This window comes from Arenimonas sp. MALMAid1274 (assembly GCF_049195245.1).
In the GTDB taxonomy this organism is placed as follows: domain Bacteria; phylum Pseudomonadota; class Gammaproteobacteria; order Xanthomonadales; family Xanthomonadaceae; genus Arenimonas.
This window is the reverse complement of the sequence record NZ_JBMIRR010000025.1, coordinates 37,374-62,449: the sequence shown is the minus strand read 5'-3', so window position 1 is coordinate 62,449 and position 25,076 is coordinate 37,374. Positions and strand designations below refer to the sequence as shown.

Sequence of the window (25,076 nt, the reverse complement as noted above, 5' to 3'; positions counted from 1 at the left end):
CAAGCCACCCCGTCCCGGCCACACGCCACCCAGCCAAGGAGGACGCGATGAGCGCCCAGCCCCAGACCCACGCCCCCAACCTGGGCATGCAGCCCACCACGTTCGCCAACCCGATGGGCATCGACGGCTTCGAGTTCGTCGAGTTCGCCGCGCCGGCCGGGCAGGGCGTGTTGCTGCGCGGCCTGTTCCAGCGCATGGGCTTCACCGCGGTGCTGCAGCACAAGTCGCGGCCGATCACCGTGTACCGCCAGGGCGGCGTGAACTTCATCGTCAACGAGGATCCCGACAGCTTCGCGGCCGACTTCGCCGCCAAGCACGGCCCCTCGGCCTGCGGCTTCGCGATCCGGTTCACCGAGCCGGTGTCCAGGGTCTTCGAGACCGTGAAAGGCAACGGCGGCGAAGCCATCGACCACAAGCCGGGCACCGGCGTGATCGGCGTGCCGGCGGTGAAGGGCATCGGCGACTGCATGCTGTACCTGGTGCCCTCGGGCCAGGACGCCTACGCGGCCGACTACGTCGCCATTCCCGGCGCGGACCCGAACCCGGCCGGCTTCGGCCTGACCTTCATCGACCACCTGACCCACAACCTCTACTTCGGCAACATGCAGAAGTGGAGCGACTACTACGAGCGCCTGTTCAACTTCCGCGAGATCCGCTACTTCGACATCAAGGGCGCCAAGACCGGCCTGGTGTCGAAAGCCATGACCGCGCCCGACGGCATCGTGCGCATCCCGCTCAACGAATCCAGCGATCCCAAGAGCCAGATCAACGAGTACCTGGACGCCTACCAGGGCGAGGGCATCCAGCACATCGCCTGCTTCTCCGACGACATCTACGCGACGGTGGAAGCCATGCGTGCGGCCGGCGTGGAGTTCCTGGACACGCCCGACACCTACTTCGACGTGATCGACCAGCGCGTGCCCAACCATGGCGAAGACGTGCCGCGCCTGCGCGCCAACAAGATCCTGATCGACGCCGACCTGGAAACCAAGCAGCGCAAGCTGCTGCAGATCTTCACCCAGAACGCGATCGGCCCGATCTTCTTCGAGATCATCCAGCGCAAGGGCAACGAGGGTTTCGGCGAGGGCAACTTCCAGGCCCTGTTCGAATCCATCGAACGCGACCAGATGCGCCGCGGCGTGCTGTAAACAAATTGGCCACGGATTCACGCGGATGAACGCGGATAAAACGAAGGCGCAGTGCGTCGATCCTATCCCGATCATCCGCTGTTTTATCCGTGTACATCCGCGTGAATCCGTGGCAAATGTTTTTTCGACGGGATCGACGAAATGGCGCTGAATTACCAGTCCGGGTTTGGCAACGAGTTCGCGACCGAGGCGCTGCCCGGGGCGCTGCCGGTGGGGCGTAACTCGCCGCAGCGGGCGCCGTACGGGCTGTATGCCGAACAGATCTCGGGCACCGCGTTCACGGCGCCGCGTGCGGTGAACCGGCGCAGCTGGCTGTACCGGATCCGGCCTGCGGCGCTGCACGGAACGTTCCAGCCCCTGCCGCATCCGGACTTCCATTCGGAGTTCGGCGCCGGCCCGGTCACGCCCGAGCAGCTGCGCTGGAGTCCGCGGCCGATGCCGGCCACGCCCACCGACTGGCTCGACGGCCTGTTCACGATGGCCGGCAACGGCGGACCCGCCGCCGGCAGCGGCGCCGGCATCCACGTCTACGCCGCCAACAAGGACATGGACGGACGTTACTTCTACGACGCCGACGGCGAGCTGCTGATCGTCCCGCAGCAGGGCCGGCTGCGCATCGCCACCGAGATGGGCGTGCTCGAGGTGGAGCCGCAGGAAATCGCAGTGATCCCGCGCGGTGTCCGCTTCAGCGTCGCGCTGCCCGACGGCGAGGCGCGCGGCTACGTCTGCGAGAACTTCGGCGCCATGCTGCAGCTGCCCGACCTGGGTCCGATCGGCAGCAACGGCCTGGCGAATCCGCGCGACTTCCTGGCGCCGGTCGCGGCCTACGAAGACCGCGAGGGTGCGTTCGAACTGGTCGCGAAGTTCCAGGGCAATCTGTGGCGCGCCGACCTGGGCCATTGCCCGCTGGACGTGGTGGCCTGGCACGGCAACTACACGCCGAGCAAATACGACCTGCGCCGCTTCAACACCATCGGCTCGATCAGCCACGACCATCCGGACCCCTCGATCTTCCTGGTGCTGCATTCGCCCAGCGACACGCCCGGCGTGAGCAACCTGGACTTCGTGATCTTCCCGCCGCGCTGGCTGGTGGCGCAGGACACGTTCCGGCCGCCGTGGTTCCACCGCAACATCGCCAGCGAGTTCATGGGCCTGGTGCACGGCGCCTACGACGCCAAGGCCGAAGGTTTCGTGCCCGGCGGCGCCTCGCTGCACAACTCGATGAGCGGCCACGGACCCGACGCGGCCACCTTCGACAAGGCCACGAAGGCCGACCTGTCCAAGCCCGACGTGATCCGGGACACCATGGCCTTCATGTTCGAAACCCGCCATGTGCTGCGGCCCACCCGCCAGGCGCTGGACGCGCCGCAGCGCCAGGCCGACTATGCGCATTGCTGGCAGGGGCTGGCCCGCCACTTCACTCCGGAGCACCGCTGATGAATCGCCTGATGCTGCCCACGCTTGCCCTGGCCGTACTGGTCGTGTCCGCCTGCCGCCAGCCCGAGCCCGCCGAAAGCCAGGCCGCGGCGCCGGCCACGCCGGCGGCCGAGGCCCCCGGCCCGGCCGAGCCTGCCGCACCGGCCGATGCGCCCGCCGACGTACCGGCGGCCGAGCCCGGCGCCGCGCCCGCCACCACGGCGGTGAACGACCCCGAGGTCATCAACTTCGAAGGCTTCGGCCCGGCGAAATTCGGCGCAAACGAGGAGGCGGTGCGCATGTCCTGGGGCCGTCCGCTGGAAGCCGGCACGCCGGCCGAAGGCGCGACCTGCTACCTGCTGTTCATGGACCCGCGCCCCGAAGGCGGCCGCGGCATCACCTTCCTGATGGAAGACGGCAAGTTCGCGCGCTACGACGTCGACCTGCCCCTGCACGTGGCGCCGGGCGACATCGCGGTCGGCGCGCGTGCCGATGCCGTGCGGGCGAAGTTCGCCGGCCGCATCGAGGAACAGCCGCACAAGTACGAGCCCGCCAGCCTGATGCTGGTGGTGTCGCCCGAGGGCGGCGGCGACGCCCGCCTGGTGTTCGATGTCGGTCCCGAGGGCCTGGTGCGGCGCTGGCACATCGGCGTGCCGCCCCAGGTGTACTACGTCGAAGGCTGCGGCTGAGCCCGGTCCCCGGGCCTGCCTTGCGCGCAGGCCCTCCATTCCATTCGTGACAGGACAAAGATGAAGCTTGCATCGTTGAAGGAAGGCGGCCGCGACGGCACGCTGATCGTGGTGTCGAAGGACCTCCGCCGCGCCGTGCGCGCCACCGGCATCGCGCCGACCCTGCAGCGCGCGCTCGAGGACTGGTCCAACACGGCGCCGCGCCTCAACGGCCTGTACGAAGCCCTGCAGGGCAGCGCCGCCGAGACCATCAACGGCGAACCGGTGTTCGCGGTGGACTTCACTGCTTTCGCCTCGCCGCTGCCGCGCGCCTACGAGTTCGTCGACGGCAGCGCCTACCTGCCGCACGTGGCCCGGGTGCGCAAGGCGCGCGGCGCCGAGGTGCCGGAAAGTTTCTACACCGACCCGCTGATGTACCAGGCGGTCAGCGCCGGCTTCTACGGCCCGCGCGACCCGGTGCTGGTGGCGGACGAGGCCTACGGCATCGACCTGGAGGCCGAAGTGGTGATCGTCACCGACGACGTGCCGCAGGGCGCGACGCCGGCGCAGGCCTCGGGCCACATCCAGCTGGTGGGCCTGGTGAACGACGTCTCGCTGCGCCACCTGATCCCCGGCGAGCTGGCCAAGGGCTTCGGCTTCCTGCAGTCCAAGCCGCGTTCGGCCCTGAGCCCGGTGTTCGTGACGCCCGACGAACTGGGCGCGGCCTGGCGCGACGACAAGGTGCACCTGCCGCTGCTGACCCACATCAACGGCGCCTGGTTCGGCGCGCCCGAGGCCGGCGTGGACATGCAGTTCAACTTCGCCCAGCTGGTCGCGCACGCGGCCCGCACGCGGCCGCTGTCGGCCGGCACGATCGTGGGCTCGGGCACGGTGGCCAACGAGGACACCGGCAAGGGTGCGTCCTGCTTCGCCGAGCTGCGCACGGTCGAGACCCTGCGCGACGGCAAGCCCAGCACGCCCTTCATGCGCTTTGGCGATACCGTGCGCATCGAAATGCTCGACGCCGGCGGCGCCAGCATCTTCGGCGCCATCGAGCAGCGCATCGCCCAGGCCTGAGGCGGCGACCCGCCCAGCGGGCCTGCGCATCCGCCCGACCGGCCGGCCGGCCGGGCAGGGCGTGACCATCGCGGCCGCCCCGGCGTATGCTGGGGCCACTAGACCTGGCGCATCAGCCGGGCCGCGACACCGAGGGAAGGGAGCAGGGCGCATGAACCCGGGTTCGATCCGCCTGTATTCGTACTGGCGCTCCAGCGCCGCCTACCGCGTCCGCATCGCCCTCAATCTCAAGGGCATCGCCTACGAGACCCTGCCGGTGCACCTGCTGCGCGACGGTGGCGAGCAGCACGCGGCGCCCTTCAACGACCTCAACCCGCAGGAGCTGGTGCCGGTGCTGCTGCACGGCAACCGCATCCTGCGGCAGTCGATGTCCATCATCGAATACCTGGACGAGACCTGGCCCAGCCCGCCGCTGATGCCGGCCATCGCCCGCGACCGCCAGCGCGTGCGCGCGATCGCGCAGATGGTCGCCTGCGACATCCATCCGCTGAACAACCTGCGGGTGATGCAATTCTTCGAAAAGACCTGGAACGTGCCGCAGGCCGAGCGCGACACCTGGACCCGGCACTGGATCAAGCTGGGCCTGGACGCGGTGGAGGACACCCTGGTGGACAACCCGTCCACCGGCACCTTCTGCGACGGCGAGCAGCCGACGATGGCCGACTGCTGCCTGGTGCCGCAGGTCTACAACGCCGAGCGCTTCGGCGTGGACCTGTCGTCGCACCACACCATCCGCCGCATCACCCAGGCCTGCCTGGCGCTGGACGCGTTCCAGCAGGCCCGGCCGGAAAACCAGCCCGACGCGCCCGAGGGCGCCGCCGGTCAGTAGGTCTGCGAGGTGGTCTCGCCGCCGGGGCCGCCGCCGCCGTACATGTCGGCGTAGGGATCGTGTTCGCCGCTTGCACCTTCCGACAGGCGGATCTTCAGGGCCAAGCCATCGCGCGAGTCGGCCTTGCGCAGCGCCTCCTCCAGTTCGACCTTGCCTTCCTTGTACATGCGGAACAGCGACTGGTCGAAGGTCTGCATGCCTTCCTGCAGCGACTTGTCCATTGCTTCCTTGATCTCGTGCACCTCGCCGCGGCGGATGAGGTCGCGGATCATCGGCGTGTTGATCAGGATCTCGGCGGCGGGCAGGCGCTTGCCGTCCTTGCCGACCACCAGGCGCTGGGAAATGATGGCCTTCAGGTTCAGGGCCAGGTTCATCAGCACGTTCTTGTGCGCCGTTTCCGGGAAGAAGTTCAGGATGCGGTCCAGGGTCTGGTCGGCGTTGTTGGAGTGCAGGGTGGCCATGCACAGGTGACCGGTCTCGGCGAAGGCGATCGCCGATTCCATGGTCACCGCGTCCAGGATCTCGCCGATCAGGATGACGTCCGGTGCCTCGCGCATCGCGTTCTTGAGCGCGTTGTGGAAGGCGTGGGTGTCCAGGCCGACCTCGCGCTGGTTCACGATCGACTTCTTGTGCTTGTGCAGGAATTCGATCGGGTCCTCGATGGTGAGGATGTGGCCGGTGTTGTTGGTGTTGCGGTGGTCGATCATGGCCGCCAGGGTGGTGGACTTGCCCGAGCCGGTCGAGCCGACCACCAGGACCAGGCCGCGCTGCTCCATCACGATGTCCTTGAGCACGGCCGGCAGGCGCAGCTGGTCGATGCTGGGGATCTCGGACTTGATGGCGCGGATGACCATGCCCACTTCGCCGCGCTGCTTGAACACGTTGACGCGGAAGCGCCCGGTGTCCTTCACGGCGATGGCCATGTTGTATTCCAGGTCGCGCTCGAAGGCCGGGACCTGGCCCTCGTCCATCAGCGAATAGGCGATCTTCTTGACCATGCCGGCCGGCAGGCCGGTGTTGCCGAGGGGGTAGAGCTTGCCTTCGACCTTGATGTAGACGGGAGCGCCGGTGGTCAGGAACATGTCCGACGCGTTCTTCTCCGTCATCAGCTTCAGGAAATAGCCGATGTCCATGTGCGTATCCTTGGATTCCCCTGCATCGCCACCGTTGGGTGGGCCTGGGCGGCTACAATGACGTGCGCCCGACTGCCCACCTGCGAGTTCGCCTTATGACATTTTCCTCGCTAAAAATCCATCTCGCCCTGGCCCTGCTGCTGGCCGCGGCGCCCGCCCTGGCCGCGTCCGCGCCGGCCGCCGAACTGGCCGCCGCCGAACAGGCCGTGGCCGCCGCCGACCGCGCGCAGCCGCGCGGCGAAGCCGGCCAGCTGCTGATCCGCGCCCGCGGCCAGCTCGATGCCGCCCGCGCCGCCGCCGGCAAGCGCAAGCACCGCGACGCCCTGCTGCTGGCCGAGTCGGCCGCCGCCAATGCCGACCTGGCGCGCGCCCGTGCACGGCTCGACGCCGCCCGCGCCGACATCGACTCCAAGTCCGCCCGCAACGACGACCTGCGGCGCCGGCTGCTGGTGAACCGGAGGCCCGGCTGATGCGCACCCTGGCTTCCGCTTCCTCCCGCCTGCGGGCCCTGGGCCTGGTCCTGCTGATGCTGGCGATCACGCCCGTGCAGGCCGCGCCTACCGAGCACGAACAGGCCGTGGCCGGTCTGTTGGCCGAACTGGCCGCGCTCGACAACGATCCGTCCCTCGCCGACCTGGGCGCACTGGAACGCCTCAAGGCGCGCCAGGCGATCACCGCCGCGCAGAACGCCAAGCGCCGCGACCGCGAACACACGGTGTACCTGGCCGGCCTGCGCCTGCAGGCCGCGCGTGCCGCCGCCGAAACCGAACTGCTGGACGGCCAGTCCGACCAGCTCGACCGCGAGCGCGACCAGATCATGATCGAGTCCAGCCGGATCGAGGCCGAACAGGCCCGCCGCGAATCCGAGCGCCTGCGCCTGCAGAGCCTGGCGCGCGAGGAAGCCGCGCAGCGCCAGCTCGAGGCCGCGGCCGCCGCACAGACGCTGGCCCTGGAGCAGGCCGGTGCCGAAACCGCGCAGGCCCGCAAGCTGGCCGAGGCGCGTGCGCGCGAAGCCGAACTTGCGCGCAAGGAGGCCGAGCTGATGGCCTCGGTGGCCGCCGAGGACATCACCGACGCGGCGCCGCCGCCGTCCAGTCGCGTCGGCGGCCGCACGGTGTACACGCTGGCCGGCAATGCCTTCGGCAGCGGCAGCGCCAGCCTCACGGCGCAGGCGCAGGCCAGCCTGCGCGCGCTGGCGGGCCAGCTGCGTGGCGGCAGCGGCGCCATCACGATCGAAGGCCACACCGACAGCCAGGGCGCGGACGCCGCGAACCTGGCGCTTTCCCGCCAGCGCGCCGAAGCCGTGCGACGCGCGCTGGAGGATGGCGGCCTGCCCGCGTCACGGCTCAGCGCCGCCGGCAAGGGCGAGACCGCCCCGGTGGCGGACAACGCCAGCGCCGAGGGCCGCGCACGCAACCGGCGGGTTGAAATCAGTGTCAATTGACTTTCAAATCAATTGGATACAGCGCTTATCAAATTTTTTACTTTCATAAGTGATTGAATCCAAAGGCCTCCGGCCAAGCCATCCGAGCCCCCGTTCAGCGGGGGCTTTTCTTTTTTAATCAATGGCTTGACGAAAGGCTTGCGACCCCAAAAACGGGGGAGTAGGTTCGAATCACCCGGTGGCCCGCTGCCGCCGGGACCACCGAGCCAGGCCGATGACAGCAGACCCCGCCTCCGCCGACCCCAGCGAAACCCGATCGGGTTCGCGCGCGTCGTCCGGGGACGCCGCCCGCGAAAGCGACCTGACCTTTGTCTCAATCCGCTGCGCCCTGGCCCTGACCGGCCGGGGCGTTCGCGTTTATGGAGGAGGTCAACCCGATGTTTGAAGGGCAACCGCAGAACGAACTCGACGCGCTGATGAAGAGCGACCCGGAATTCCGGCAGCTCTACCACCGTCATCGCGAACTCGACAAGCAGGTGCTGGACGCCGAGCTGGGGGTGCTGCCCCTGGACGACACCACCCTGGGGCGGATGAAAAGGGAAAAGCTCAACGCGAAGGACCGCCTGACCAAGATGTTCGATCGACGCAAGCACTGAGTTCCCCGCGGCGGCGGCGGCCCACCTCGTCGGGTCGCCGCCGCCCGCACTTTGCGAGACCGGCCCCGCAACGGGGTCCCGCCATTCGGCCCGGTCCCAGCGGAGAGGCTGGTAGAATCAGGCCCCCGCCGCCAGCCCACCCCCCCTCATGACGGTCCAGCAGAACGTACTCCAGCTCATCGGCGAGACGCCGATCGTGCGCGCCCAGAACCTCGACACGGGGGTCTGCGAGCTGTACCTGAAGCTGGAATGCATGAACCCCGGCGGGTCCATCAAGGACCGCATCGGCCTGAAGATGATCGAGGCGGCCGAAGCCCGCGGCGACATCCGGCCCGGAGCGACCCTGGTGGAGGGCACTGCAGGCAACACCGGCATCGGCCTGGCCCTGGTGGCCCAGCAGAAGGGCTACAAGCTGCTGCTGGTGGTGCCGGACAAGATGAGCCGGGAAAAGATCTTCAACCTGCGGGCCATGGGCGCCGAGGTGGTGCTGACCCGCTCGGACGTGGCCAAGGGCCACCCCGACTATTACCAGGACATGGCCGCGCGCATCGCCGCGGAAACGCCCGGCGCCTACTTCGTCAACCAGTTCGGCAACCCCGACAACCCGGCCGCGCACGAACAGGGCACCGGTCCGGAAATCTGGCGCCAGATGGACGGCGACATGGACGCGATCGTGTTCGGCTGCGGCAGCTCGGGCACCATGACCGGCCTGTCGCGCTACTTCGCCAAGGCCGCGCCGCACGTCGAGCTGGTGCTGGCCGACCCGGTCGGCTCCATCCTCACCCAGTACATCAACGAGGGCGTGCTGAGCACCAAGTCCGGCAGCTGGCTGGTGGAAGGCATCGGCGAGGACTTCCTGCCCGACATCTCCGACTTCAGCCGGGTCAGGAAGGCCTACGCCATCTCCGACAAGGAAAGTTTCCTGGCCGGCCGGGAGCTGCTGATCAAGGAAGGCGTGCTGGGCGGGTCGTCCTCGGGCACCCTGCTGGCCGCCGCGCTGAAGTTCTGCCGCGAACAGACCACGCCCAAGAAGGTGGTGGTGTTCGTCTGCGACACCGGCAACAAGTACCTGTCCAAGATGTACAACGACTACTGGATGCTGGACAACGGCTTCCTTGAGCGGCCGGTGTACGGCGACCTGCGCGACCTGATCCTGCGGCCCTATGCCCAGCGCGACACCGTGGTGGTGGGCCCCAACGACACCCTGCACGTCGCCTACCAGCGCATGAAGATGTACGACGTCTCGCAGCTGCCGGTGATGGACGGCGACGCCATCATCGGCATCGTCGACGAGAGCGACGTGCTGATGCACGTGTTCGGCCAGGACGAGCGCTTCAAGGACCCCGTGTCCACCGCCATGGTGAGCAAGCTGGACAAGCTCGACGTCACCGCCCCGATGGCCACCCTGCTGCCCGTGTTCGACCGCGGCCATGTCGCCATCGTGATGGACGGCCAGAAGTTCCTGGGCCTGATCACCCGCATCGACCTGCTCAATTACCTGCGCCGCCGCGCGCAGTGACCTCCACCAAGGATGACCCCATGAGCGATGCCAAGCAGCACGGCCTCGGCACCCGCGCCATTCACGCCGGCCAGTCGCCCGATCCCAGCACCGGCGCGGTGATGACGCCGATCTACGCCACGTCCACCTACGTGCAGTCCAGCCCGGGCGTGCACCAGGGCTACGAGTACTCGCGCAGCCACAACCCCACGCGCTTCGCCTACGAGCGCTGCGTGGCCGAACTCGAGGGCGGCCGCAACGGCTACGCCTTCGCCTCGGGCCTGGCCGCCACGTCCACCGTGCTCGACCTGCTCGACAGCGGCAGCCACGTGGTGTGCATGGACGACGTCTACGGCGGCACCTACCGGCTGTTCGAGCGCGTGCGCCGGCGCAGCGCCGGCCTGGACTTCAGCTTCGTGGACCTCAACGACATGGCGGCGCTGGAATCCGCGGTCACGCCGAAGACGAAGCTGATCTGGTGCGAGACCCCGACCAACCCGATGCTCAAGATCGTGGACATCGCGCGCCTGGCGGAGTTCGCCCGCAAGCGCGGGCTCTGGCTTGCCGTGGACAACACCTTCAGCTCCCCGATCCTGCAGCGCCCGCTCGAGCTGGGCGCACACCTGGTGATGCATTCGGCCACCAAATACCTCAACGGCCACAGCGACATCGTCGGCGGCATGGTGGTGGTGGGCGACGACGCGGCGCTGGCCGAGCAGATGACCTTCCTGCAGAACGCGGTTGGCGGCATCCAGGGTCCGTTCGACAGCTTCCTGGCGCTGCGCGGCCTGAAGACCCTGCACCTGCGCATGAAGGCGCACTGCGAAAACGCGGGCGAGCTCGCCGCATGGCTGGAGAAACACCCGGCCATCGACAAGGTGATCTACCCCGGCCTGGCCTCGCATCCCCAGCACGCGCTGGCGAAGCGGCAGATGCACGGCTTCGGCGGCATGATCTCGATCTACGTCAAGGGCGGGGCCGATGCGGCACGCGCCATGATGGAAAAGTGCCGGCTGTTTGCCCTGGCCGAATCGCTGGGCGGCGTCGAGAGCCTGGTGAACCACCCGGCGATCATGACGCACGCCTCGGTGCCGGTGGAGCGCCGCGCGGCGTTGGGCATCGCCGACAACCTGGTGCGGCTCAGCGTCGGCGTCGAGGACCTGTCGGACCTGCGCGACGAGCTGGCGTCCGCGCTGGGTGGCGGGGCCAGATGAACCCGCATTCGCAGCGTCCCGTCGGCCTGTTCTCGGCGATGGCGTCGTTATGGGCCAACCGGCGACTGATCAGGGACCTCACCTGGCGTGAGATCAGCGGTCGCTATCGGGGCTCCTGGCTTGGCATCGGCTGGTCGATCCTGCAGCCGCTGCTGATGCTGGCGGTTTATACCTTCGTATTCTCGGTGGTGTTCGGCGCCAAGTGGACCGATCCCTCTCGACCGGACAACAAGTTCGACTTCGCGCTGTTCGTGTTCGTGGGCGTGATCCTCCACGGCATCCTGGCCGAGTCCATCACCCGGTCACCCGGCCTGATCGTGGCCAATGCCAACTACGTCAAGAAGGTGATCTTCCCGCTGGAGCTGCTGCCGATCACCGTCATCGGCGCGGCGGCGTTCCATGCGCTCATCGCCGGTGCGATCCTGATCGCCGGGGTGGTGTTCTTGTCCGGCGGCCTGTCGCTGACCGCGCTGTGGTTGCCGGTGCTGGTGTTGCCGCTGCTGGTGCTCTCGCTGGGGCTGTGCTGGCTGCTGGCAGCGCTGGGCGTGTTCCTGCGCGATGTCGCCCAGCTGACCGGCGTGCTGGCCAGCGCGCTGATGTTCCTGGCGCCCGTGTTCTACCCGATCCGCGCCTTGCCCGATTCCTTCCAGCCGGTGCTTTATTTCAACCCCCTCACGTTCGTGATCGAAGCCTTCCGTGGCGCGCTGTTCGCGGGAAAGCCGCCGGACCTGCTGGCCCTGGGCATCTTCTTTGCAGTGGCGCTGCTGGTTGCGCAGTTGGGGTACTGGTTCTTCCAGAAGTCCCGGAGCGGATTCGCCGATGTCCTTTGACCATACCCGCCAGCCGGCCGACGAAGGCGGGATCGCGATCGCGGTCTCGGACGTCGCCAAGTGCTACCAGATCTACAGCCGCCCCCAGGACCGCCTTCGCCAGGCGATCGTGCCGCGGCTGCGGCGCGGGTTCGGCCTTCCTGACAAGCGGTACTTCACTGAATTCTGGGCGCTGCGCGACATCAGCTTCCGCATCCGGCGCGGCGAGACCGTCGCCCTGATCGGCAAGAACGGATCGGGCAAGTCCACCCTGCTGCAGATCCTGTGCGGCACCCTCACCCCCACCGCCGGCGAAGTCGCGGTGCAGGGCAGGGTGGCCGCGCTGCTGGAACTGGGCAGCGGATTCAATCCCGAGTTCACGGGCCGGGAAAACGTCTATCTAAACGGCGCCGTGCTGGGCCTGGAGAAGGTGCAGATCGACCAGCGCTTTGACGCCATCGCCGCCTTCGCCGACATCGGCGATTTCATCGAGCAACCGGTCAAGACCTACTCCAGCGGCATGTTCGTGCGCCTGGCCTTCGCCGTGATCGCACATGTGGATGCCGACGTTCTGGTGGTGGACGAAGCGCTGGCGGTGGGCGACGTCTTCTTCGCGCAGAAGTGCATGCGCTTCCTGCGCGAGTTCCAGGAGCGCGGCACGCTGGTGTTCGTCAGCCACGACGAAAGCGCGGTGAAGAGCCTGTGCCAGCGCGCGATCTGGCTGGAGAACGGCCAGTTGGTCATGGACGGGCCCGCCAAGGAGGTCTCCGAGGCGTACCACGCCAAAACCTACGGCATGCAGGTCGCGCCGCGCCGCGCCACGGCGCGCGTGGAGTCCGTGCCCTTGGTCGGACCGGAAGCGCCGGCGCAGCCCGAGCTGCGCCCCGGCCTGGACCAAAGCGACATCCGCGTGTTCCGCTTCGCCGCACCCACGGGTACCTTCGGCGACGGGCGCGCCAAGATCGTTTCAACGCGGATGGAAGCGGCGTCCGGCGAAGCGCTGTCCCGCGTCGAGGGCGGCGAAATCGTCAGGCTGGTGGTGGAGGCGGAGGCGCACGACGCCGTGCACGGCCCGATCGTCGGATTCTTCTTCAAGGATCGCCTGGGCCAGCAGCTGTTTGGTACCAACACGTATCTCAGCGGTCGCGGCGCCACCCCGGGCGTGCTTGCCGGCCAGCGCCTGCGTGCCGAATTCGTATTCCAGATGCCCTACCTTCCGGTGGGCAAGTACACCATCGACGTTGCGCTGGCCGACGGCACCCACCTCGACCACGTCCAGAACGACTGGGTGTTCGACGCACTGGTGCTTGAATCGGTGTCCAGTTCGCTGTCGGCCGGACTGGTCGGCCTGCCCTATCATTCCGTCCTGCTCTCGGTCCCGGAGGCCGACAGCGAGGCCTGACCACGTTGATCCATTGAACGGGCGCAGCCGGCACGCCGACCTGCTGCCACCGCATCAGAGAGAAGCTTTCCATGCACAACAGTTCCTACCAACACATGCAGCGCCTGGTCTCGACCTACCTGCAGCCCGGCACGGCGCTGGACGTGATGGATATCGGCTCGTTCGACGTCAACGGCTCCTACCGCACCTTGTTCGACTCGCCCAACTGGCGCTATACCGGCGTCGACCTCGAGGCCGGGCCGGGCGTGGATGTCGTGCTCGATTCGCCCTACCGCCTGCCCTTCGCCACCGCCTCCAGGGACCTGGTGATCTCCGGCCAGGCGTTCGAGCACATCGAGCACTTCTGGATGACCTGGATGGAGATGCAGCGTGTGCTGCGGCCCGGGGGCATGGTTTTCCTGATCGCCCCCTCGCGCGGACCCGAACACCGCTACCCGCAGGACTGCTGGCGCTTCTATCCGGACGGCTACCGCGCGCTGGCCAAGATGGGTGGCATGGAGCTGGTGGAGGTCCACACGGACTGGGAACCGCATCCGGATCCGGGTAGCGCGGCCTGGGGCGACACCGTCGGCGTCTTCCGCTCGCAGGGCATGGGCTTGCGGCAGCGCCTTGGACTGCGCCTGGCCCGGATGGGCATGAAGATGCAGATGGGGGACGCATGAGCGGTTTCCGGGCCAACACCAGCCTTTCGATGCTGCCCGAGGACGTGCTCCCCAGTGCCTGGGTAGGACACCTGCCGTTCGCCTTCTGGATCATCGAAGAGATGAAGCCGGGGGTGCTGGTCGAGCTGGGTACCCACAACGGCACGTCCTTCCTCGCCTTCTGCCAGGCGATCCGGGACCGGAGCACGCAGACCAAGGCCTTCGCCGTGGACACCTGGCAGGGCGATGAACACTCGGGCTTCTATGGCGAGGAAGTGCACGAGCGCCTCACCGGCCTGCTCAAGGACCGCTACTCGGGCTTCGCGCAGCTGATGCGCATGCGCTTCGACGAAGCGCTGGCGTATTTCTCCGATGGGGGCGTGGACCTGCTGCACATCGACGGCCTGCACACCTACGAGGCGGTCAAGGATGACTTCGAATCCTGGTTGCCCAAGATGTCGCGACGGGGTGTGGTGCTCTTCCACGACACCATGGTGCGCGAGCGCGGATTCGGCGTATGGCGGCTCTGGGAGGAGCTGCGCACGCGCTACCCGTCCTACGAGTTCAAGCACACCCACGGCCTCGGCGTGCTGCTGGTCGGCGAAGACCCGCCGCCGAGCCTGCTCGACCTGTGCCGCCTGAGCGACGGTGCGGACGAGACCGTCGTGACCCGGTTGTTCGACGCGCTGGGCCAGCGCGTCATCCACCGTGAGCGCGTGGCTTTCCTCGAGGAGAAGTATGCCGAGGCCGACAAGTTCATGGTGCATTACCGCACCGTGTACGAACGTGCCCAGGAGGCACTTCAGAAGGCCCAGGAGGAACAGGAACTGCGCGTCGGGGAGCGGCTGGCGGAGATCCAGCAGGCCACGGCCCGGCTCTCGGGTCTTGAGCAGGACCTCGAGCACGCGCGCGTGCGCCATGCCGACATGCAGGCCTCGACCAGTGCGGCCGACGCCGAACGCTCCGCTCTGCGGGAGTTCCTCGACCAGGCCAGGTCGACCCAGGCTCTGCTGATCAACCAGATCGAAGCCAGCCACGCCCAGCGCCAGGCGGCCTTGGAGTCGTCGTACGCGGAAAGGATCTCGCAGCTGGAAGCCGAGCATGCGCGCAGGTATCAGGAGCTGGAAACGGCGAATGCGGCGCTGGAATCCAGCCTGCGCGATGCGAGCGCCGCCGTGGCCGAACTCGAAGCGCGCGAGCGCGGCATGCAGGCCGAGCTCGAGCGCATTGGAAGGCTGGCCGACGATCGCCTGGAGGGTTGGAAACAGAGCGACCACGACCACGCGCTGCAGGTGGCCGGACTGGCCGGTCAGGTCGACGTGTCCGAGGCCAAGCTCGGGCAGCTGACCACGGCGATGCGCAACCTTTCGACCGAGCTCGCGATGGCCCGCGCCGAGCTGCGACGACGCGACGCCCACCTGCTCGATGCCCACGCGCGCGTGGACCTTCGCCAGCAGGAGGTCGAGCGGCTGGTGACCAGCAAGAGCTGGCGCATCACCGCCCCGATGCGCTGGGCGCGCGCCCGGCTGGCCGCACTTCGGCACGGCAGACCCGCGCCAAGCTACGCCGACATGCTGGGCGTGCCGACCAATGCCGATCCGACGCCGCGCTTGCCGGCGCCGCTGGCGGCAGAGGCGCCCGCGTTGCCGGCCGCGCCCGCCGCGCCCGGCACGGACAAGCTTGCCGCGGATTACCTGGAAGAGCTGTTCGCCAGCGACAGCGACCGGCGTGCCCCCGAATACGTGGGGCCGTCGTCGGCGCCTGCGCCGCGGGCGGATTCGCTGCGCGCCAAGGTGATCGCGTTCTACCTGCCGCAGTTCCATCCCTTTCCCGAGAACGAGGCGTGGTGGGGCGCGGGGTTCACGGAATGGACCAACGTCACCAAGGCCGTGCCCCAGTTCATGGGTCACCACCAGCCGCGCCTGCCGGCGGACCTCGGCTTCTACGACCTGCGCGTTCCGGACGTGCTGCGCCGCCAGGTCGAGATGGCGCGGCAATACGGCGTGCATGGCTTCGCGTTCCACTATTACTGGTTCGGCGGCAAGCGCCTGATGGAGCGGCCGCTGGATATCTTCCTGGCCCAGGAGGACCTCGATTTCCCGTTCTGCCTGTGCTGGGCGAACGAGAACTGGACCCGCCGCTGGGACGGCCATGACAGCGAGATCCTGATCTCGCAGGAGCACGGTCCGGACAACGACATCGCCTTCATCCAGGACCTCGAACCCTACCTGCGAGACAGGCGCTACATCCGCGTCGACGGCAAGCCGCTGGTCATCGTCTATCGCCCGTCCATCCTGCCCGACGCCGCTGCCACCGTGCAGCGCTGGCGCAAACATTGCCGCGAGGCCGGCATCGGCGAGATCTACCTGACGATGGCGCAGTTCGACGTCGAGGACCCGCGCGAGTACGGCTTCGACGCCGCGGTCGAGTTCCCTCCGCACAAGCTCGCGAAGGGTTTCGACGCGATCAACAGCACGCTCAAGATCGTGAACCCCGGTTACCAGGGCCACGTGGCGCACTACCAATCCATCGTGGACAGTGCCAAGGCCTGGCCCGACAAGGGCTTCCCGCTGATCCGCACGGTTTTCCCTGGCTGGGACAACGAGGCCCGGCGTCCGGGCAAGGGCTACACCTTCGCGTTCTCGACGCCGCAGCGCTATCGCGACTGGCTGGATTTCGCCGTCGACTACGCCAACGAGCACCCGGTGGCCGGCGAGAGCATCGTGATGGTGAACGCCTGGAACGAATGGGCCGAGGGTGCCCACCTCGAGCCGGACCGCCGCTATGGCCATGCCTACCTGCAGGTGACGCGCGAGGTGCTGGAAGTGAAGCGGGGCGCCGCGCGCGTGCTGGTGCTTTCGCATGATGCCCACCCGCATGGCGCGCAATACCTCGCGCTCAATCTGGTGAAGGAACTCAAGTCGCTGGGGCAGGCGGTATCCGTGGGTCTGCTGGGGCCAGGCCGGCTGCTGGAGGACTTCGAAGCGCTGTGCGATGTCCAGGAAGCCTATGACGAGACCGGTGTTGCGGCGCTCGTGAGCCATGCCAAGTCCGAAGGCACCACTCTGGTGATCGCCAACACCGCGGTCTCCGGCCGGGTGGCCGCTGCCTTCCACGCGGCGGGCCTGGAGGTGGTTTCCCTCGTGCACGAACTTCCGGGCGTGATCCGCCAGTACGGACTCGAGCAGGCGGTGGCCTCGCTGGTGGAGGTTTCCCGCAAGGTCGTGGTGGCCTGCGATGCCGTTGCGGCGGGCCTGGACGGGTTTGCCGATGGCAGGCTGCTGCGCGACAAGCTCGTCGTGCGGCCGCAGGGATTGTTCACGCGCAGCCGTTACCGGGGCCTGCGCGACCTTGGACCGGCGCGCGCGGCCCTGCGCGCGCGGCTGGGCATCGATCCGGCGGCGAAGGTGGTGGTGAGCGTGGGTTACGCCGACCTGCGCAAGGGCGTGGACCTGCTCGCCGAGGCGGCGGTGCTGCTGACCGATGTGCCGGACCTGCACTTCGTGTGGGTGGGCCACCGCGACGTCAGCGTGCAGGAGCGGGTGGACGATGTGCTTCGGCTGGGCGGCATGCAGTCGCGCTTCCATTTCGTCGGCCTGGATTTCGACACCGATGACTACTACGCGGGTGCGGACGTCTATGCGCTGGCCTCGCGCGAGGATCCGTTCCCGTCGGTGGTGCTCGAAAGCCTGTCGGTCGGCACGCCCGTGCTGGCCTTCGCGGGTACCGGCGGCGGCGCCGACCTGGTGGCCGCGCAGGGCGGTGCGGTGGTCTCCGAGCTGACCGCATCGGCTTACGCACAGGCGCTGCGGGACCTGCTTGCCGACAACGACCGGCGCGAGCGCCTGGGCGAGCAGGGCCGTGAGCTGGTGGACACCCGGTTCTCGTTCCGCTCCTACGTCATGGACCTGCTGGCCCTGGGCGGATTGGACCTGCCCAAGGTGTCGGTGGTGGTGCCCAACTACAACTACGCGCGCTATCTGCGCCAGCGCCTGGACAGCATCGCCTCGCAGACGGTTCCGGTGTACGAGATCATCGTGCTGGACGACGCCTCGACCGATGACAGCATGGTGGTGCTGCAGCACCTTCGCGGTGACCTGGCGCCCGAGCCGCGCATCATCGTCAATGAGCGCAACAGCGGTTCGGTGTTCCGCCAGTGGCTCAAGGGTGCGCAGGCGGCCACCGGCGACTACATCTGGATCGCCGAAGCCGATGACTTGGCCAAGTCCGATTTCCTGGAGCGGCTCCTGGCCGTGATGGCGCCGGATCCCGGCATCGTCATGGGCTACACCCAGTCCGAGCAGATGGACGAGTCCGGCAAGGTAGTGGCGGGCAACTACCTGGACTACACCCGGGACCTGTCGGCCACGCGCTGGCTGTCGTCATACGTTGCCGACGGCGCCGAGGAGGCGCGCAGCGGCCTGTGCATCAAGAACGCCGTTCCAAACGTCAGCGCGGTGCTGTTCCGGCGCGAGGCCCTGGTCAAGGTGCTGCAGGACAATATCGATGAGGTCGCGTCCTACCGCATCGCCGGCGACTGGGTGGTTTACCTGCGGCTGCTGCGTCTGGGCAAGGTGGCGTTCGAAGCCAAGGCCTGCAACCAGCATCGCCGCCATGCCACCAGCGTGACCCACCATTCCGCGGCGCGCCTGCACCTGGATGAAGTGCTCAAGGTGCAGCGTGAGGCCTGCGACACCTACACCCCCGATGCATCCGTGCGGCGCGCGGCGGCCGACTACGCCAAGGTGCTGGAAGGCCAGTTCGGGCTGGCCGGCGACGGCAACAGGCCCTGACGCATGCGCGCACTGGTCATCGGCGGCAATGGCTTCATCGGGTCGAGCCTGGTCGAGCGCCTGCGCCAGACTGGCTGCGCGGTGCGCGTGCTCGACATGGGCACGCCGCGTCCCGGCATGGACTGGACCGGCGTAGAATTCCTCGCGGGTTCGCTGCTCGATCCGGTTCGCCTGGCCGAATCGCTGGAGGGCGTCGACCGGGTCTTCCACCTCGCCAGCACCACCGTGCCCAGCACGTCCAACCTTGATCCAGTCGCCGACGTACAGGGCAACCTGGTTGGAACTCTGGGTCTGATCGAGGCCATGCGCATGGCCGGCGTGAGGCGCATCGTGTACTTCTCGTCGGGTGGCACGGTCTACGGCAATCCCGATGCGGTTCCGGTGCCGGAATCCCACCCGCTGCGGCCCATTTCGTCCTATGGCGTGGTGAAGGTGGCGGTCGAGGCCTACCTCTCCATGTTCGCGCAACTGGGCCAGCTCGACCCGCTCATCCTTCGCCCCTCCAATCCCTATGGACCGCGCCAGGCCAGCTCCGGCGTGCAGGGTGCGATCGGTACCTTCCTTCGCCTGGCCAGGAACGGCCAGCCGATTTCAATCTGGGGCGACGGCGAGGTGGTCCGCGACTACCTGTTTATCGACGACCTGGTGGACCTCGCGGTCAACGCGGGCCTGGGCGGAGAGACCGGCATCTTCAACGTCGGCAACGGCCAAGGCCACAGCCTGAACCAGTTGTGTCACGTCATCGCCCAAGTCACCGGCCGCGAGCTGGACGTGCGTTACCTGCCGGGTCGAGACTTCGACGTCAGGCGGGTCGTGCTCGACAACCGGCTGGCGCGTGACCGCTTCGGCTGGTCGCCGGTGACCCGCCTTGAAGACGGCATCGAGGCCACCTGGCGCGCGCTTCCCTGAAAAATGCCGGGCGCCTGCCCGAATCCCACCGTTGGAGATATCCATGATTTCCGAAAGCACGACTTCCTGGCTGGACACGTTGATTGACAGTCTCGCCATCGGTGGCACCAGCCCGTTCGGCCAGCCCTTGCCCGCGTTCCCGGACGAACAGCTGCAGCGCAACACCACCGGACTGTCCTCGGAAGCCGCGCTGCTGCAGGCGCACGCCTTTTACGAGGATGTCCGAAACGGCATGGACAAGGCCGGGCTGGTGCTGGATGCGAATTCCACCGCGCTCGACTTCGGCTTCGGCTGGGGGCGCATCTCCCGCGTCTTCATGCACGACTTCCGGATCGAGAACATCCACGGCGTGGACGTGGATCCCGCCTTCGTGGACATCACCCGCAGCCTGTTCAAGTCCGACAACTTCATCCAGTGCGCGGCGTTCCCGCCGACGGCCTACCCCGACGGGAAGTTCGACCTGATCTTCGCCTATTCGGTGTTCTCGCATCTGTCCGAGAGCGCCGCGACCGCATGGATGGCGGAGTTCGAACGCATCCTCAAGCCGGGGGGCGTGGTCGCCTTCACGACGCGGCATGAGTCCTTCTTCGGCTTCTGCGAGTGGGCGGCCCAGCAGCAGGACGCCTCGGACTACATCAAGGCACTGGGCGCCCTGTTTCCGGACGTGGACGCGGCCCGTGCCGCGTACCGCCGCGGCGAGCTGGTGCATGGCAGCTCCAGCGGCGTCGGTGGCGGCGGTCCGCGCGACTCGAGCTTCTACGGCGAGACTTGGATCCCGGAGGCGTACGCGCGCAAGGGTTTCGGCACCGGACTGGAATTCGTGTCGGGCTACTTCGACGGCAGCAAGTACGACCAGGCCTGCTTCGTGTTGCGCAAGCCGCGGTGAGCCCAGGCATGGCCAGCTCCGCCGTGCTGCCGGGTGCGCCTTCGGCCGGACCGCGCCTGGAGTTCCTGGACTCCCTGCGCGGCCTGGCGGCCGTGTACGTCGTGGTCTACCACATGCTGCTGATCCCGCAGCCGGCGCTGCTGGCGCCGCTGTGGGCCGAGAAGTTCGCGCACTCGGGCGGTAATGGCGTGGTGATGTTCTTCATCGTCAGTGCCTTCTCGCTTTATTACACGATGCCGATGCGCGAGCGCGACAGCCGGCCGGTGCTGAGCTTCTACCTGCACCGCTTCTTCCGCATCGCGCCGCTGTTCTACCTGCTGATACCGCTGTCGCTGCTGCGCGACTGGCTGGCCTTCGGCGTGCTGCATTCGCCGTGGGAAGTGCTGGCGTCGGTGCTGTTCGTCTTCAACCTCGTGCCGGGCGGTGAGGAAGGTTTCGTCTGGGCCAGCTGGACGATCGGCATCGAGATGGTGTTCTACGCCGTGTTCCCGCTGGTCTACTACCGGATCCGGCAACTTTCCACCGCGATCGCCTTCTTCTTCGCCTGCATCCTGGGCTGGATGGCCGTGCAGCTGGCGCTCGAATACCTGCTGTTGCCGCCGGAGTGGAAGGCGTCGATGCTGCAATGGAACGCCCTGAAGTACTTCCCGACCTTCGCGCTGGGCGTGGTGCTGTACTTCACTTTCATGCGCTCGCATGCGACGGCCGGCGACACCGCCGAGCGTCGCGGCGTCGGCGCCGCCCTGCTGCTCGGCGGCCTGTTTGCCTACTGCGCAATGCTGCAGGGATGGCTGCCGGGCGTGTTCGGCACCGCCTATGCCTGGCCCGGCGTGGTGTGCGCGATCCTTGCCATCGGTCTGGCGCTGTGCCCGACCCGGCTGATGGTGAATCGGGCCACCGCCTACCTGGGCAAGGTCAGTTATTCGGTCTATCTGCTTCACCCGACCCTCGTGTATTTCCTGATTCCGGTCTATCGCCGCATCTACGCCGAAGCGGGCAATCTTTCGCTGGCGTTCCTTGCCTCGCTGGCCCTGACCCTGGCCATTCTGCTTCCGCTCTCCAGCCTGACCTACCGCTGGATCGAAAAGCCGGGCATCCAGTTCGGTCGCCGCATCGCCTCGCGCTGGTCACCGCGCACTCCCATCCAGAACGCGCCCGCCGTGGCGCCCGTCCCGGAGACGTCCCGATGAATCGTTCCCGCTTGTTGCTGCTTTCCCTCGCCCCGGTGCTGATGCTGGCGGCGTGCCGTGAACCCAACGCCCCGGCGCCCGAACCCGCTGCGCCCGCCGCCGCCACCGAGGCGGCGCCCGTCGCTGCTGCCGCGGCGACGCCGTCGCCGATCGCGTCCGGTGCGGAGACGTACGCGGAGGGCGCCAAGTTCATTCCCGGCACGCTGTGCAACATCGAATACCTGGGTACCGTCGCGTTCGGTGCGGAGCCGGTGCTGCTGGACGCCCCGCAGTCGCTGCGCGGCTGGCTCGGCGACGAGCAGGGCGCCACGCCCCGCGATGTTGAGCTACGGTTCGTGGACGACGCCGACAACGTGATGGCGCGTGTACCGCTGCAGCTGGGCGGTTCGCGCGAAGATGTCGCGGCAGCGTTTCCAGGCAAGGCGGGCCTGGCCAACGGCGGCTTCAACCAGGCCCTTTCGCCGGCGGGCCTGCCGGCGGGTACGTGGCGGGTGCACCTGGTGTACACCGCGGGCGAAGGCGCCGGCGCCCGCGCGGTCTCCTGCGACAACGGGCGTCGGGTCACCGTCGCTCCGGCCGCGTAAGCCGACCATGCGCACCCCTGCTTACGTAGCGAAGGTCCGCCGTTGGCCTTCGATGCTGGCCCGATCCGGGCTGCTGGCTTGCCTGCTGTCGCTGATGGCGTGCAGCGAAGCGCCGCCGCCGGTGACGCCGCCGGGCGGCCCAGTGGTCAGTCCGGACTCGCCGGTCAAGGCCGCGGGCCCGGAGACGGTCAGCTTCTGCAACATCGAGTACCTGGGCGACAAAGTGCTGGATACGGACCCCGCGACCCTGGAAGAGCCGCTCGTCCTCCGCGGCTGGCTGGGCGACGAGCGCGGCGCGGTGCCGCACCGGATACAGCTGCAGTTTTCCGACGCGGCAGGCGAGTTGGAGGCGGCTGTTCCAGTGGTGCTGGGCGTGGACCGCAGCGACGTGGCGGCGGTCTTCCCCGAGAGGAAGGGACTTGAGAAAAGTGGCTTCGAGCTGGCGCTCGATCCAGCCGACCTGCCGGCCGGAACCTGGCGGCTGTCGCTGCTCTATGCTGCGGGTGAGGATGAAAACGCGCCGCTCCGCCGCTGCGACAACGATCGCCGCCTGGTGATCGGAGCCCCCTGATGGCTGGCGTACGCGACGCGCAGGCGGCGGCTGCGTTGCCGGACGACGCCCGTGCGCCGTCCGGCTGGCCGAGGTACGCGTGGCTAGCTGCATTGCTGCTTTCCATCGTGCTCGTGCTGTGGCCGGATCCACCGAAGGCACCGCTGGTGGGCGCTGATGGCTGGCTGGTCAGCGGCGCGTTCGTGCCTACCGGGCCGGACCTTCGCCAGTTGCCGGAAAGCCTCGTGCGTTCGCCGGAGGCCCGCTTTTGGACCACCTGGACGCCGGAGCGCCAGGCACAGCCCGGCCGCATCGAGTCACCGGTCTTCGTGCTGCCCGCCGCGGGCATCGGCGTGCCGGTGCGAGGCGCGGCCGGTGAACTGGATGTCTACACCTACGTCAGTTGCCTGGCCACCGGCGAGAGCCTGCGCTTCGCGCACGCGCGTACCAACACCGATTGGGCGATCGCCACGTTCGCGCCGGCGACCGACTGGTGCGCCCAGGATCGCCGCGTCCGGCTGGTGGCGGACGTGCGTTCGACCCGGTACGAGCTCTCGATGGGTTCGCCGTTCGCGCTGTCGCTGGCTTACGACCTCAAGACGTCCACGGCGGCGGCCGCGGCCTACCTGTTCCTGGCCTGGAGCGTGGCCGCCGGCCTGCTGTGGCTTTGCTGGCGGAGGCTGGGAACGGGCTTCGCGCCGCCCGTGCGCGCGGGCCTCGCCCTGGGCGCATTCGGACTGGTCGGCTACGGACTGTTCTTCGCTTTCCACGCCACGGCGGTGCTGGGCACCGTGCTCACCCTGCTGGTGTTCGGCGCGGGACTCTGGAACGCCGGCCGGCTGTTCGCCGGTTTCCGTTCCGCGGCCACGGACCCGGGCGCCGCCCGCATCGTCGGCCTGATGTCGCTGTGGCTGGGCGTGGCCCTGATGGTGGTCGCGGTCCATGGGCTGGTGGACACCAATGCCGGTGCCTGGTCGCCGAACGCCCGCTTCAGTCCCGCGCGCTGGTCCAGCGACAACCAGATCCCGATGCGCATCGGCCAGATGCTGGCCAAGAGCGACATGCAGGACACCGGTTGGATGGGCCCGTGGAGCGTGGCCGACCGTCCGCCGCTGGCCTATGGCTGGCACGCGATGGTCAGCAAGGTGTTCGGTTCGCACCTGCTGCCGTCGGACGGCCCCTATCTCTACCACCGCTATTCCTGGCCGATGGGCGTGCTGCTGAACACGCTGTGGGCGCCGCTCGTGTTCCTGGTCGCCAGACGCGCGTCGGGCTCGGCGCGGCTTGGCATGGCGGTGGTCGCGGCCTGCCTGATGTCGCCCTTCGTGCTGTTCAATGCCGGCTTCGTGTGGCCGAAGCTGCTGGCGGGGGTGTTCGGACTGGCGGCGGCGTACCTGCTGTTCCAGGCGGGGCGCTCGCCACGATCACCCCTGCGCGAGGACACGGCGGGCTTTGTCACCGCGGCGCTGCTGTCGGCGCTGGCGCTGCAATCGCATGGCGGCGCGATGTTCGCACTGCCGCCGATGATCGTGATGGCGATGTTCCTGCGCGGCATGCCGACGATCCGCGCGATGCTGCTGTCGGCCGTGGTCGTCGTCGCCATCCTTGCGCCGTGGATGCTGTACCAGCGCTGGGTTGATCCGCCGGCCAACGCGCTGGTGAAGTTCGCGTTCGCCGGAACCTTCGGTTTCGGTGAAGAACAGATGGGCGTCTGGGAGACCATCCAGCGGGCATATGCCGGCACCACGCTGTCCGGCTGGATTTCGGCCAAGGCCTCCGCACTTGCGGTGATCCTGCTCGGACGCGGCAACCAGTGCGGGCTGGGCGAGCCTGGCCTGGCCTTGTCCACTCTCGATGCCTGGCGCGCGCGCGACTTCTTCTACGTACTGCCGTCGATGGGGCTGCTGGCGGCCGGCGCCCTGGTCGCGCGCCTGATGCCGCGCACCCGCGCGATCGCGCCCACGGCGCCATGGATCCTGTGGGGCGTGCTGTCGGTGCTGCTGGGCGTACTGCTGACGCTCGACTGCCACCTCAACCACCACCAGGCCTACCAGGCCATGCTGGCGCTGCACCTGGGGCTGCTGCTGGTGATCGCGCGCAACCGCGTGGTGTTCGCCGTGGCGTGGTGCGTGATCGCGGCCTACGGCATTGGCGTCTGGGTTCTTGAGCCGCTGCGGCACTTCGACGGTCGCTGGGACGCCAGCGCGTGGGCCGCCGCGGTGCTTTCGGTGCTGCTGGCCGTCTGGACGACGCGGCGCGACCCGGGTCCGCGCACGGCGCCCTGACGGC

At 68.2% G+C, this 25,076-nt stretch carries 21 protein-coding genes; 20 read left to right on the top strand and 1 reads right to left on the bottom strand.

Annotated features, from left to right (window positions below; genetic code table 11):
- Positions 1–47: 47 nt before the first annotated feature.
- The 5 genes from hppD (at position 48) to maiA (ending at position 5,138) form a co-directional block, all read left to right on the top strand.
- Positions 48–1,148 carry a 4-hydroxyphenylpyruvate dioxygenase gene (hppD, locus tag ACOQFR_RS05155; protein WP_421379270.1) on the top strand — a complete coding sequence of 367 codons (1,101 nt, stop codon included), beginning with the start codon at positions 48–50 and terminating at the stop codon, positions 1,146–1,148.
- Positions 1,149–1,289: 141 nt separating this feature from the next.
- Positions 1,290–2,585, top strand: coding sequence for a homogentisate 1,2-dioxygenase (gene hmgA / locus ACOQFR_RS05150; RefSeq protein WP_421379268.1), 1,296 nt, complete (start codon positions 1,290–1,292; stop codon positions 2,583–2,585).
- Positions 2,585–3,253, top strand: a complete 669-nt coding sequence (locus ACOQFR_RS05145) for a hypothetical protein (protein WP_421379266.1) — start codon at positions 2,585–2,587, stop codon at positions 3,251–3,253. The genes hmgA and ACOQFR_RS05145 overlap by 1 nt, the downstream gene beginning before the upstream one ends.
- 60 nt (positions 3,254–3,313) lie before the next feature.
- Positions 3,314–4,309 carry a fumarylacetoacetate hydrolase family protein gene (locus ACOQFR_RS05140; protein WP_421379264.1) on the top strand — a complete coding sequence of 332 codons (996 nt, stop codon included), beginning with the start codon at positions 3,314–3,316 and terminating at the stop codon, positions 4,307–4,309.
- 151 nt (positions 4,310–4,460) lie between these two features.
- Complete coding sequence (gene maiA, locus ACOQFR_RS05135; RefSeq protein ID WP_421379262.1) at positions 4,461–5,138, top strand: maleylacetoacetate isomerase; 678 nt, start codon at positions 4,461–4,463, stop codon at positions 5,136–5,138.
- Here maiA and ACOQFR_RS05130 read toward each other — a convergent pair.
- Positions 5,132–6,271: a PilT/PilU family type 4a pilus ATPase gene (locus ACOQFR_RS05130; RefSeq protein ID WP_421379260.1), complete on the bottom strand. Its 1,140-nt coding sequence runs from the start codon at positions 6,269–6,271 to the stop codon at positions 5,132–5,134. The two genes, maiA and ACOQFR_RS05130, sit on opposite strands and share 7 nt — an antisense overlap.
- Positions 6,272–6,366: 95 nt before the next feature.
- On the opposite strand from ACOQFR_RS05130, the gene ACOQFR_RS05125 reads away from it, so the two are divergent.
- The 15 genes from ACOQFR_RS05125 (at position 6,367) to ACOQFR_RS05055 (ending at position 25,072) form a co-directional block, all read left to right on the top strand.
- Complete coding sequence (locus ACOQFR_RS05125) at positions 6,367–6,741, top strand: hypothetical protein (protein WP_421379258.1); 375 nt, start codon at positions 6,367–6,369, stop codon at positions 6,739–6,741.
- Entirely contained in the window at positions 6,741–7,715 is a 975-nt protein-coding gene (locus tag ACOQFR_RS05120) for an OmpA family protein (RefSeq protein ID WP_421379256.1), read from the top strand. The genes ACOQFR_RS05125 and ACOQFR_RS05120 overlap by 1 nt, the downstream gene beginning before the upstream one ends.
- A gap of 377 nt (positions 7,716–8,092) precedes the next feature.
- Positions 8,093–8,311, top strand: coding sequence for a YdcH family protein (locus ACOQFR_RS05115; protein WP_421379254.1), 219 nt, complete (start codon positions 8,093–8,095; stop codon positions 8,309–8,311).
- A 148-nt stretch (positions 8,312–8,459) separates the two neighbouring features.
- The gene (locus tag ACOQFR_RS05110) at positions 8,460–9,830 is read left to right on the top strand and encodes a pyridoxal-phosphate dependent enzyme (RefSeq protein ID WP_421379252.1); all 1,371 of its coding nucleotides are present in this window, start codon (positions 8,460–8,462) and stop codon (positions 9,828–9,830) included.
- A gap of 20 nt (positions 9,831–9,850) precedes the next feature.
- A complete protein-coding gene (locus tag ACOQFR_RS05105; RefSeq protein WP_421379250.1) occupies positions 9,851–11,023 on the top strand; it encodes a cystathionine gamma-synthase in 1,173 nt (390 codons plus the stop codon).
- A complete protein-coding gene (locus ACOQFR_RS05100; RefSeq protein WP_421379246.1) occupies positions 11,020–11,853 on the top strand; it encodes an ABC transporter permease in 834 nt (277 codons plus the stop codon). Before ACOQFR_RS05105 ends, ACOQFR_RS05100 begins: the two co-directional genes overlap by 4 nt.
- Positions 11,843–13,234: an ABC transporter ATP-binding protein gene (locus ACOQFR_RS05095; protein WP_421379244.1), complete on the top strand. Its 1,392-nt coding sequence runs from the start codon at positions 11,843–11,845 to the stop codon at positions 13,232–13,234. Before ACOQFR_RS05100 ends, ACOQFR_RS05095 begins: the two co-directional genes overlap by 11 nt.
- A gap of 71 nt (positions 13,235–13,305) precedes the next feature.
- Positions 13,306–13,896, top strand: coding sequence for a class I SAM-dependent methyltransferase (locus ACOQFR_RS05090; RefSeq protein ID WP_421379242.1), 591 nt, complete (start codon positions 13,306–13,308; stop codon positions 13,894–13,896).
- Positions 13,893–18,668, top strand: a complete 4,776-nt coding sequence (locus ACOQFR_RS05085; RefSeq protein ID WP_421379240.1) for a glycoside hydrolase family 99-like domain-containing protein — start codon at positions 13,893–13,895, stop codon at positions 18,666–18,668. The genes ACOQFR_RS05090 and ACOQFR_RS05085 overlap by 4 nt, the downstream gene beginning before the upstream one ends.
- A gap of 3 nt (positions 18,669–18,671) precedes the next feature.
- Positions 18,672–19,577, top strand: coding sequence for an NAD-dependent epimerase/dehydratase family protein (locus ACOQFR_RS05080; RefSeq protein ID WP_421379238.1), 906 nt, complete (start codon positions 18,672–18,674; stop codon positions 19,575–19,577).
- Positions 19,578–19,620: 43 nt separating this feature from the next.
- Complete coding sequence (locus tag ACOQFR_RS05075; RefSeq protein ID WP_421379236.1) at positions 19,621–20,463, top strand: class I SAM-dependent methyltransferase; 843 nt, start codon at positions 19,621–19,623, stop codon at positions 20,461–20,463.
- Positions 20,464–20,471: 8 nt separating this feature from the next.
- Positions 20,472–21,653, top strand: a complete 1,182-nt coding sequence (locus tag ACOQFR_RS05070; protein WP_421379233.1) for an acyltransferase family protein — start codon at positions 20,472–20,474, stop codon at positions 21,651–21,653.
- Positions 21,650–22,237: a hypothetical protein gene (locus ACOQFR_RS05065; protein ID WP_421379231.1), complete on the top strand. Its 588-nt coding sequence runs from the start codon at positions 21,650–21,652 to the stop codon at positions 22,235–22,237. The genes ACOQFR_RS05070 and ACOQFR_RS05065 overlap by 4 nt, the downstream gene beginning before the upstream one ends.
- Before the next feature lie 7 nt (positions 22,238–22,244).
- Entirely contained in the window at positions 22,245–22,808 is a 564-nt protein-coding gene (locus tag ACOQFR_RS05060) for a hypothetical protein (protein WP_421379229.1), read from the top strand.
- A complete protein-coding gene (locus tag ACOQFR_RS05055) occupies positions 22,808–25,072 on the top strand; it encodes a hypothetical protein (RefSeq protein ID WP_421379227.1) in 2,265 nt (754 codons plus the stop codon). Before ACOQFR_RS05060 ends, ACOQFR_RS05055 begins: the two co-directional genes overlap by 1 nt.
- The last annotated feature ends 4 nt before the right edge of the window (positions 25,073–25,076 follow it).

Excerpts from the sequence above, each read along its gene's own strand:
- hppD (WP_421379270.1), top strand. The coding sequence starts at position 48 with ATGAGCGCCCAGCCCCAGACCCACGCCCCCAACCTGGGCATGCAGCCC.
- hmgA (WP_421379268.1), top strand. The coding sequence starts at position 1,290 with ATGGCGCTGAATTACCAGTCCGGGTTTGGCAACGAGTTCGCGACCGAG.
- ACOQFR_RS05145 (WP_421379266.1), top strand. The coding sequence starts at position 2,585 with ATGAATCGCCTGATGCTGCCCACGCTTGCCCTGGCCGTACTGGTCGTG.
- ACOQFR_RS05140 (WP_421379264.1), top strand. The coding sequence starts at position 3,314 with ATGAAGCTTGCATCGTTGAAGGAAGGCGGCCGCGACGGCACGCTGATC.
- maiA (WP_421379262.1), top strand. The coding sequence starts at position 4,461 with ATGAACCCGGGTTCGATCCGCCTGTATTCGTACTGGCGCTCCAGCGCC.
- ACOQFR_RS05130 (WP_421379260.1), bottom strand. The coding sequence starts at position 6,271 with ATGGACATCGGCTATTTCCTGAAGCTGATGACGGAGAAGAACGCGTCG.
- ACOQFR_RS05125 (WP_421379258.1), top strand. The coding sequence starts at position 6,367 with ATGACATTTTCCTCGCTAAAAATCCATCTCGCCCTGGCCCTGCTGCTG.
- ACOQFR_RS05120 (WP_421379256.1), top strand. The coding sequence starts at position 6,741 with ATGCGCACCCTGGCTTCCGCTTCCTCCCGCCTGCGGGCCCTGGGCCTG.
- ACOQFR_RS05115 (WP_421379254.1), top strand. The coding sequence starts at position 8,093 with ATGTTTGAAGGGCAACCGCAGAACGAACTCGACGCGCTGATGAAGAGC.
- ACOQFR_RS05110 (WP_421379252.1), top strand. The coding sequence starts at position 8,460 with ATGACGGTCCAGCAGAACGTACTCCAGCTCATCGGCGAGACGCCGATC.
- ACOQFR_RS05105 (WP_421379250.1), top strand. The coding sequence starts at position 9,851 with ATGAGCGATGCCAAGCAGCACGGCCTCGGCACCCGCGCCATTCACGCC.
- ACOQFR_RS05100 (WP_421379246.1), top strand. The coding sequence starts at position 11,020 with ATGAACCCGCATTCGCAGCGTCCCGTCGGCCTGTTCTCGGCGATGGCG.
- ACOQFR_RS05095 (WP_421379244.1), top strand. The coding sequence starts at position 11,843 with ATGTCCTTTGACCATACCCGCCAGCCGGCCGACGAAGGCGGGATCGCG.
- ACOQFR_RS05090 (WP_421379242.1), top strand. The coding sequence starts at position 13,306 with ATGCACAACAGTTCCTACCAACACATGCAGCGCCTGGTCTCGACCTAC.
- ACOQFR_RS05085 (WP_421379240.1), top strand. The coding sequence starts at position 13,893 with ATGAGCGGTTTCCGGGCCAACACCAGCCTTTCGATGCTGCCCGAGGAC.
- ACOQFR_RS05080 (WP_421379238.1), top strand. The coding sequence starts at position 18,672 with ATGCGCGCACTGGTCATCGGCGGCAATGGCTTCATCGGGTCGAGCCTG.
- ACOQFR_RS05075 (WP_421379236.1), top strand. The coding sequence starts at position 19,621 with ATGATTTCCGAAAGCACGACTTCCTGGCTGGACACGTTGATTGACAGT.
- ACOQFR_RS05070 (WP_421379233.1), top strand. The coding sequence starts at position 20,472 with ATGGCCAGCTCCGCCGTGCTGCCGGGTGCGCCTTCGGCCGGACCGCGC.
- ACOQFR_RS05065 (WP_421379231.1), top strand. The coding sequence starts at position 21,650 with ATGAATCGTTCCCGCTTGTTGCTGCTTTCCCTCGCCCCGGTGCTGATG.
- ACOQFR_RS05060 (WP_421379229.1), top strand. The coding sequence starts at position 22,245 with ATGCGCACCCCTGCTTACGTAGCGAAGGTCCGCCGTTGGCCTTCGATG.
- ACOQFR_RS05055 (WP_421379227.1), top strand. The coding sequence starts at position 22,808 with ATGGCTGGCGTACGCGACGCGCAGGCGGCGGCTGCGTTGCCGGACGAC.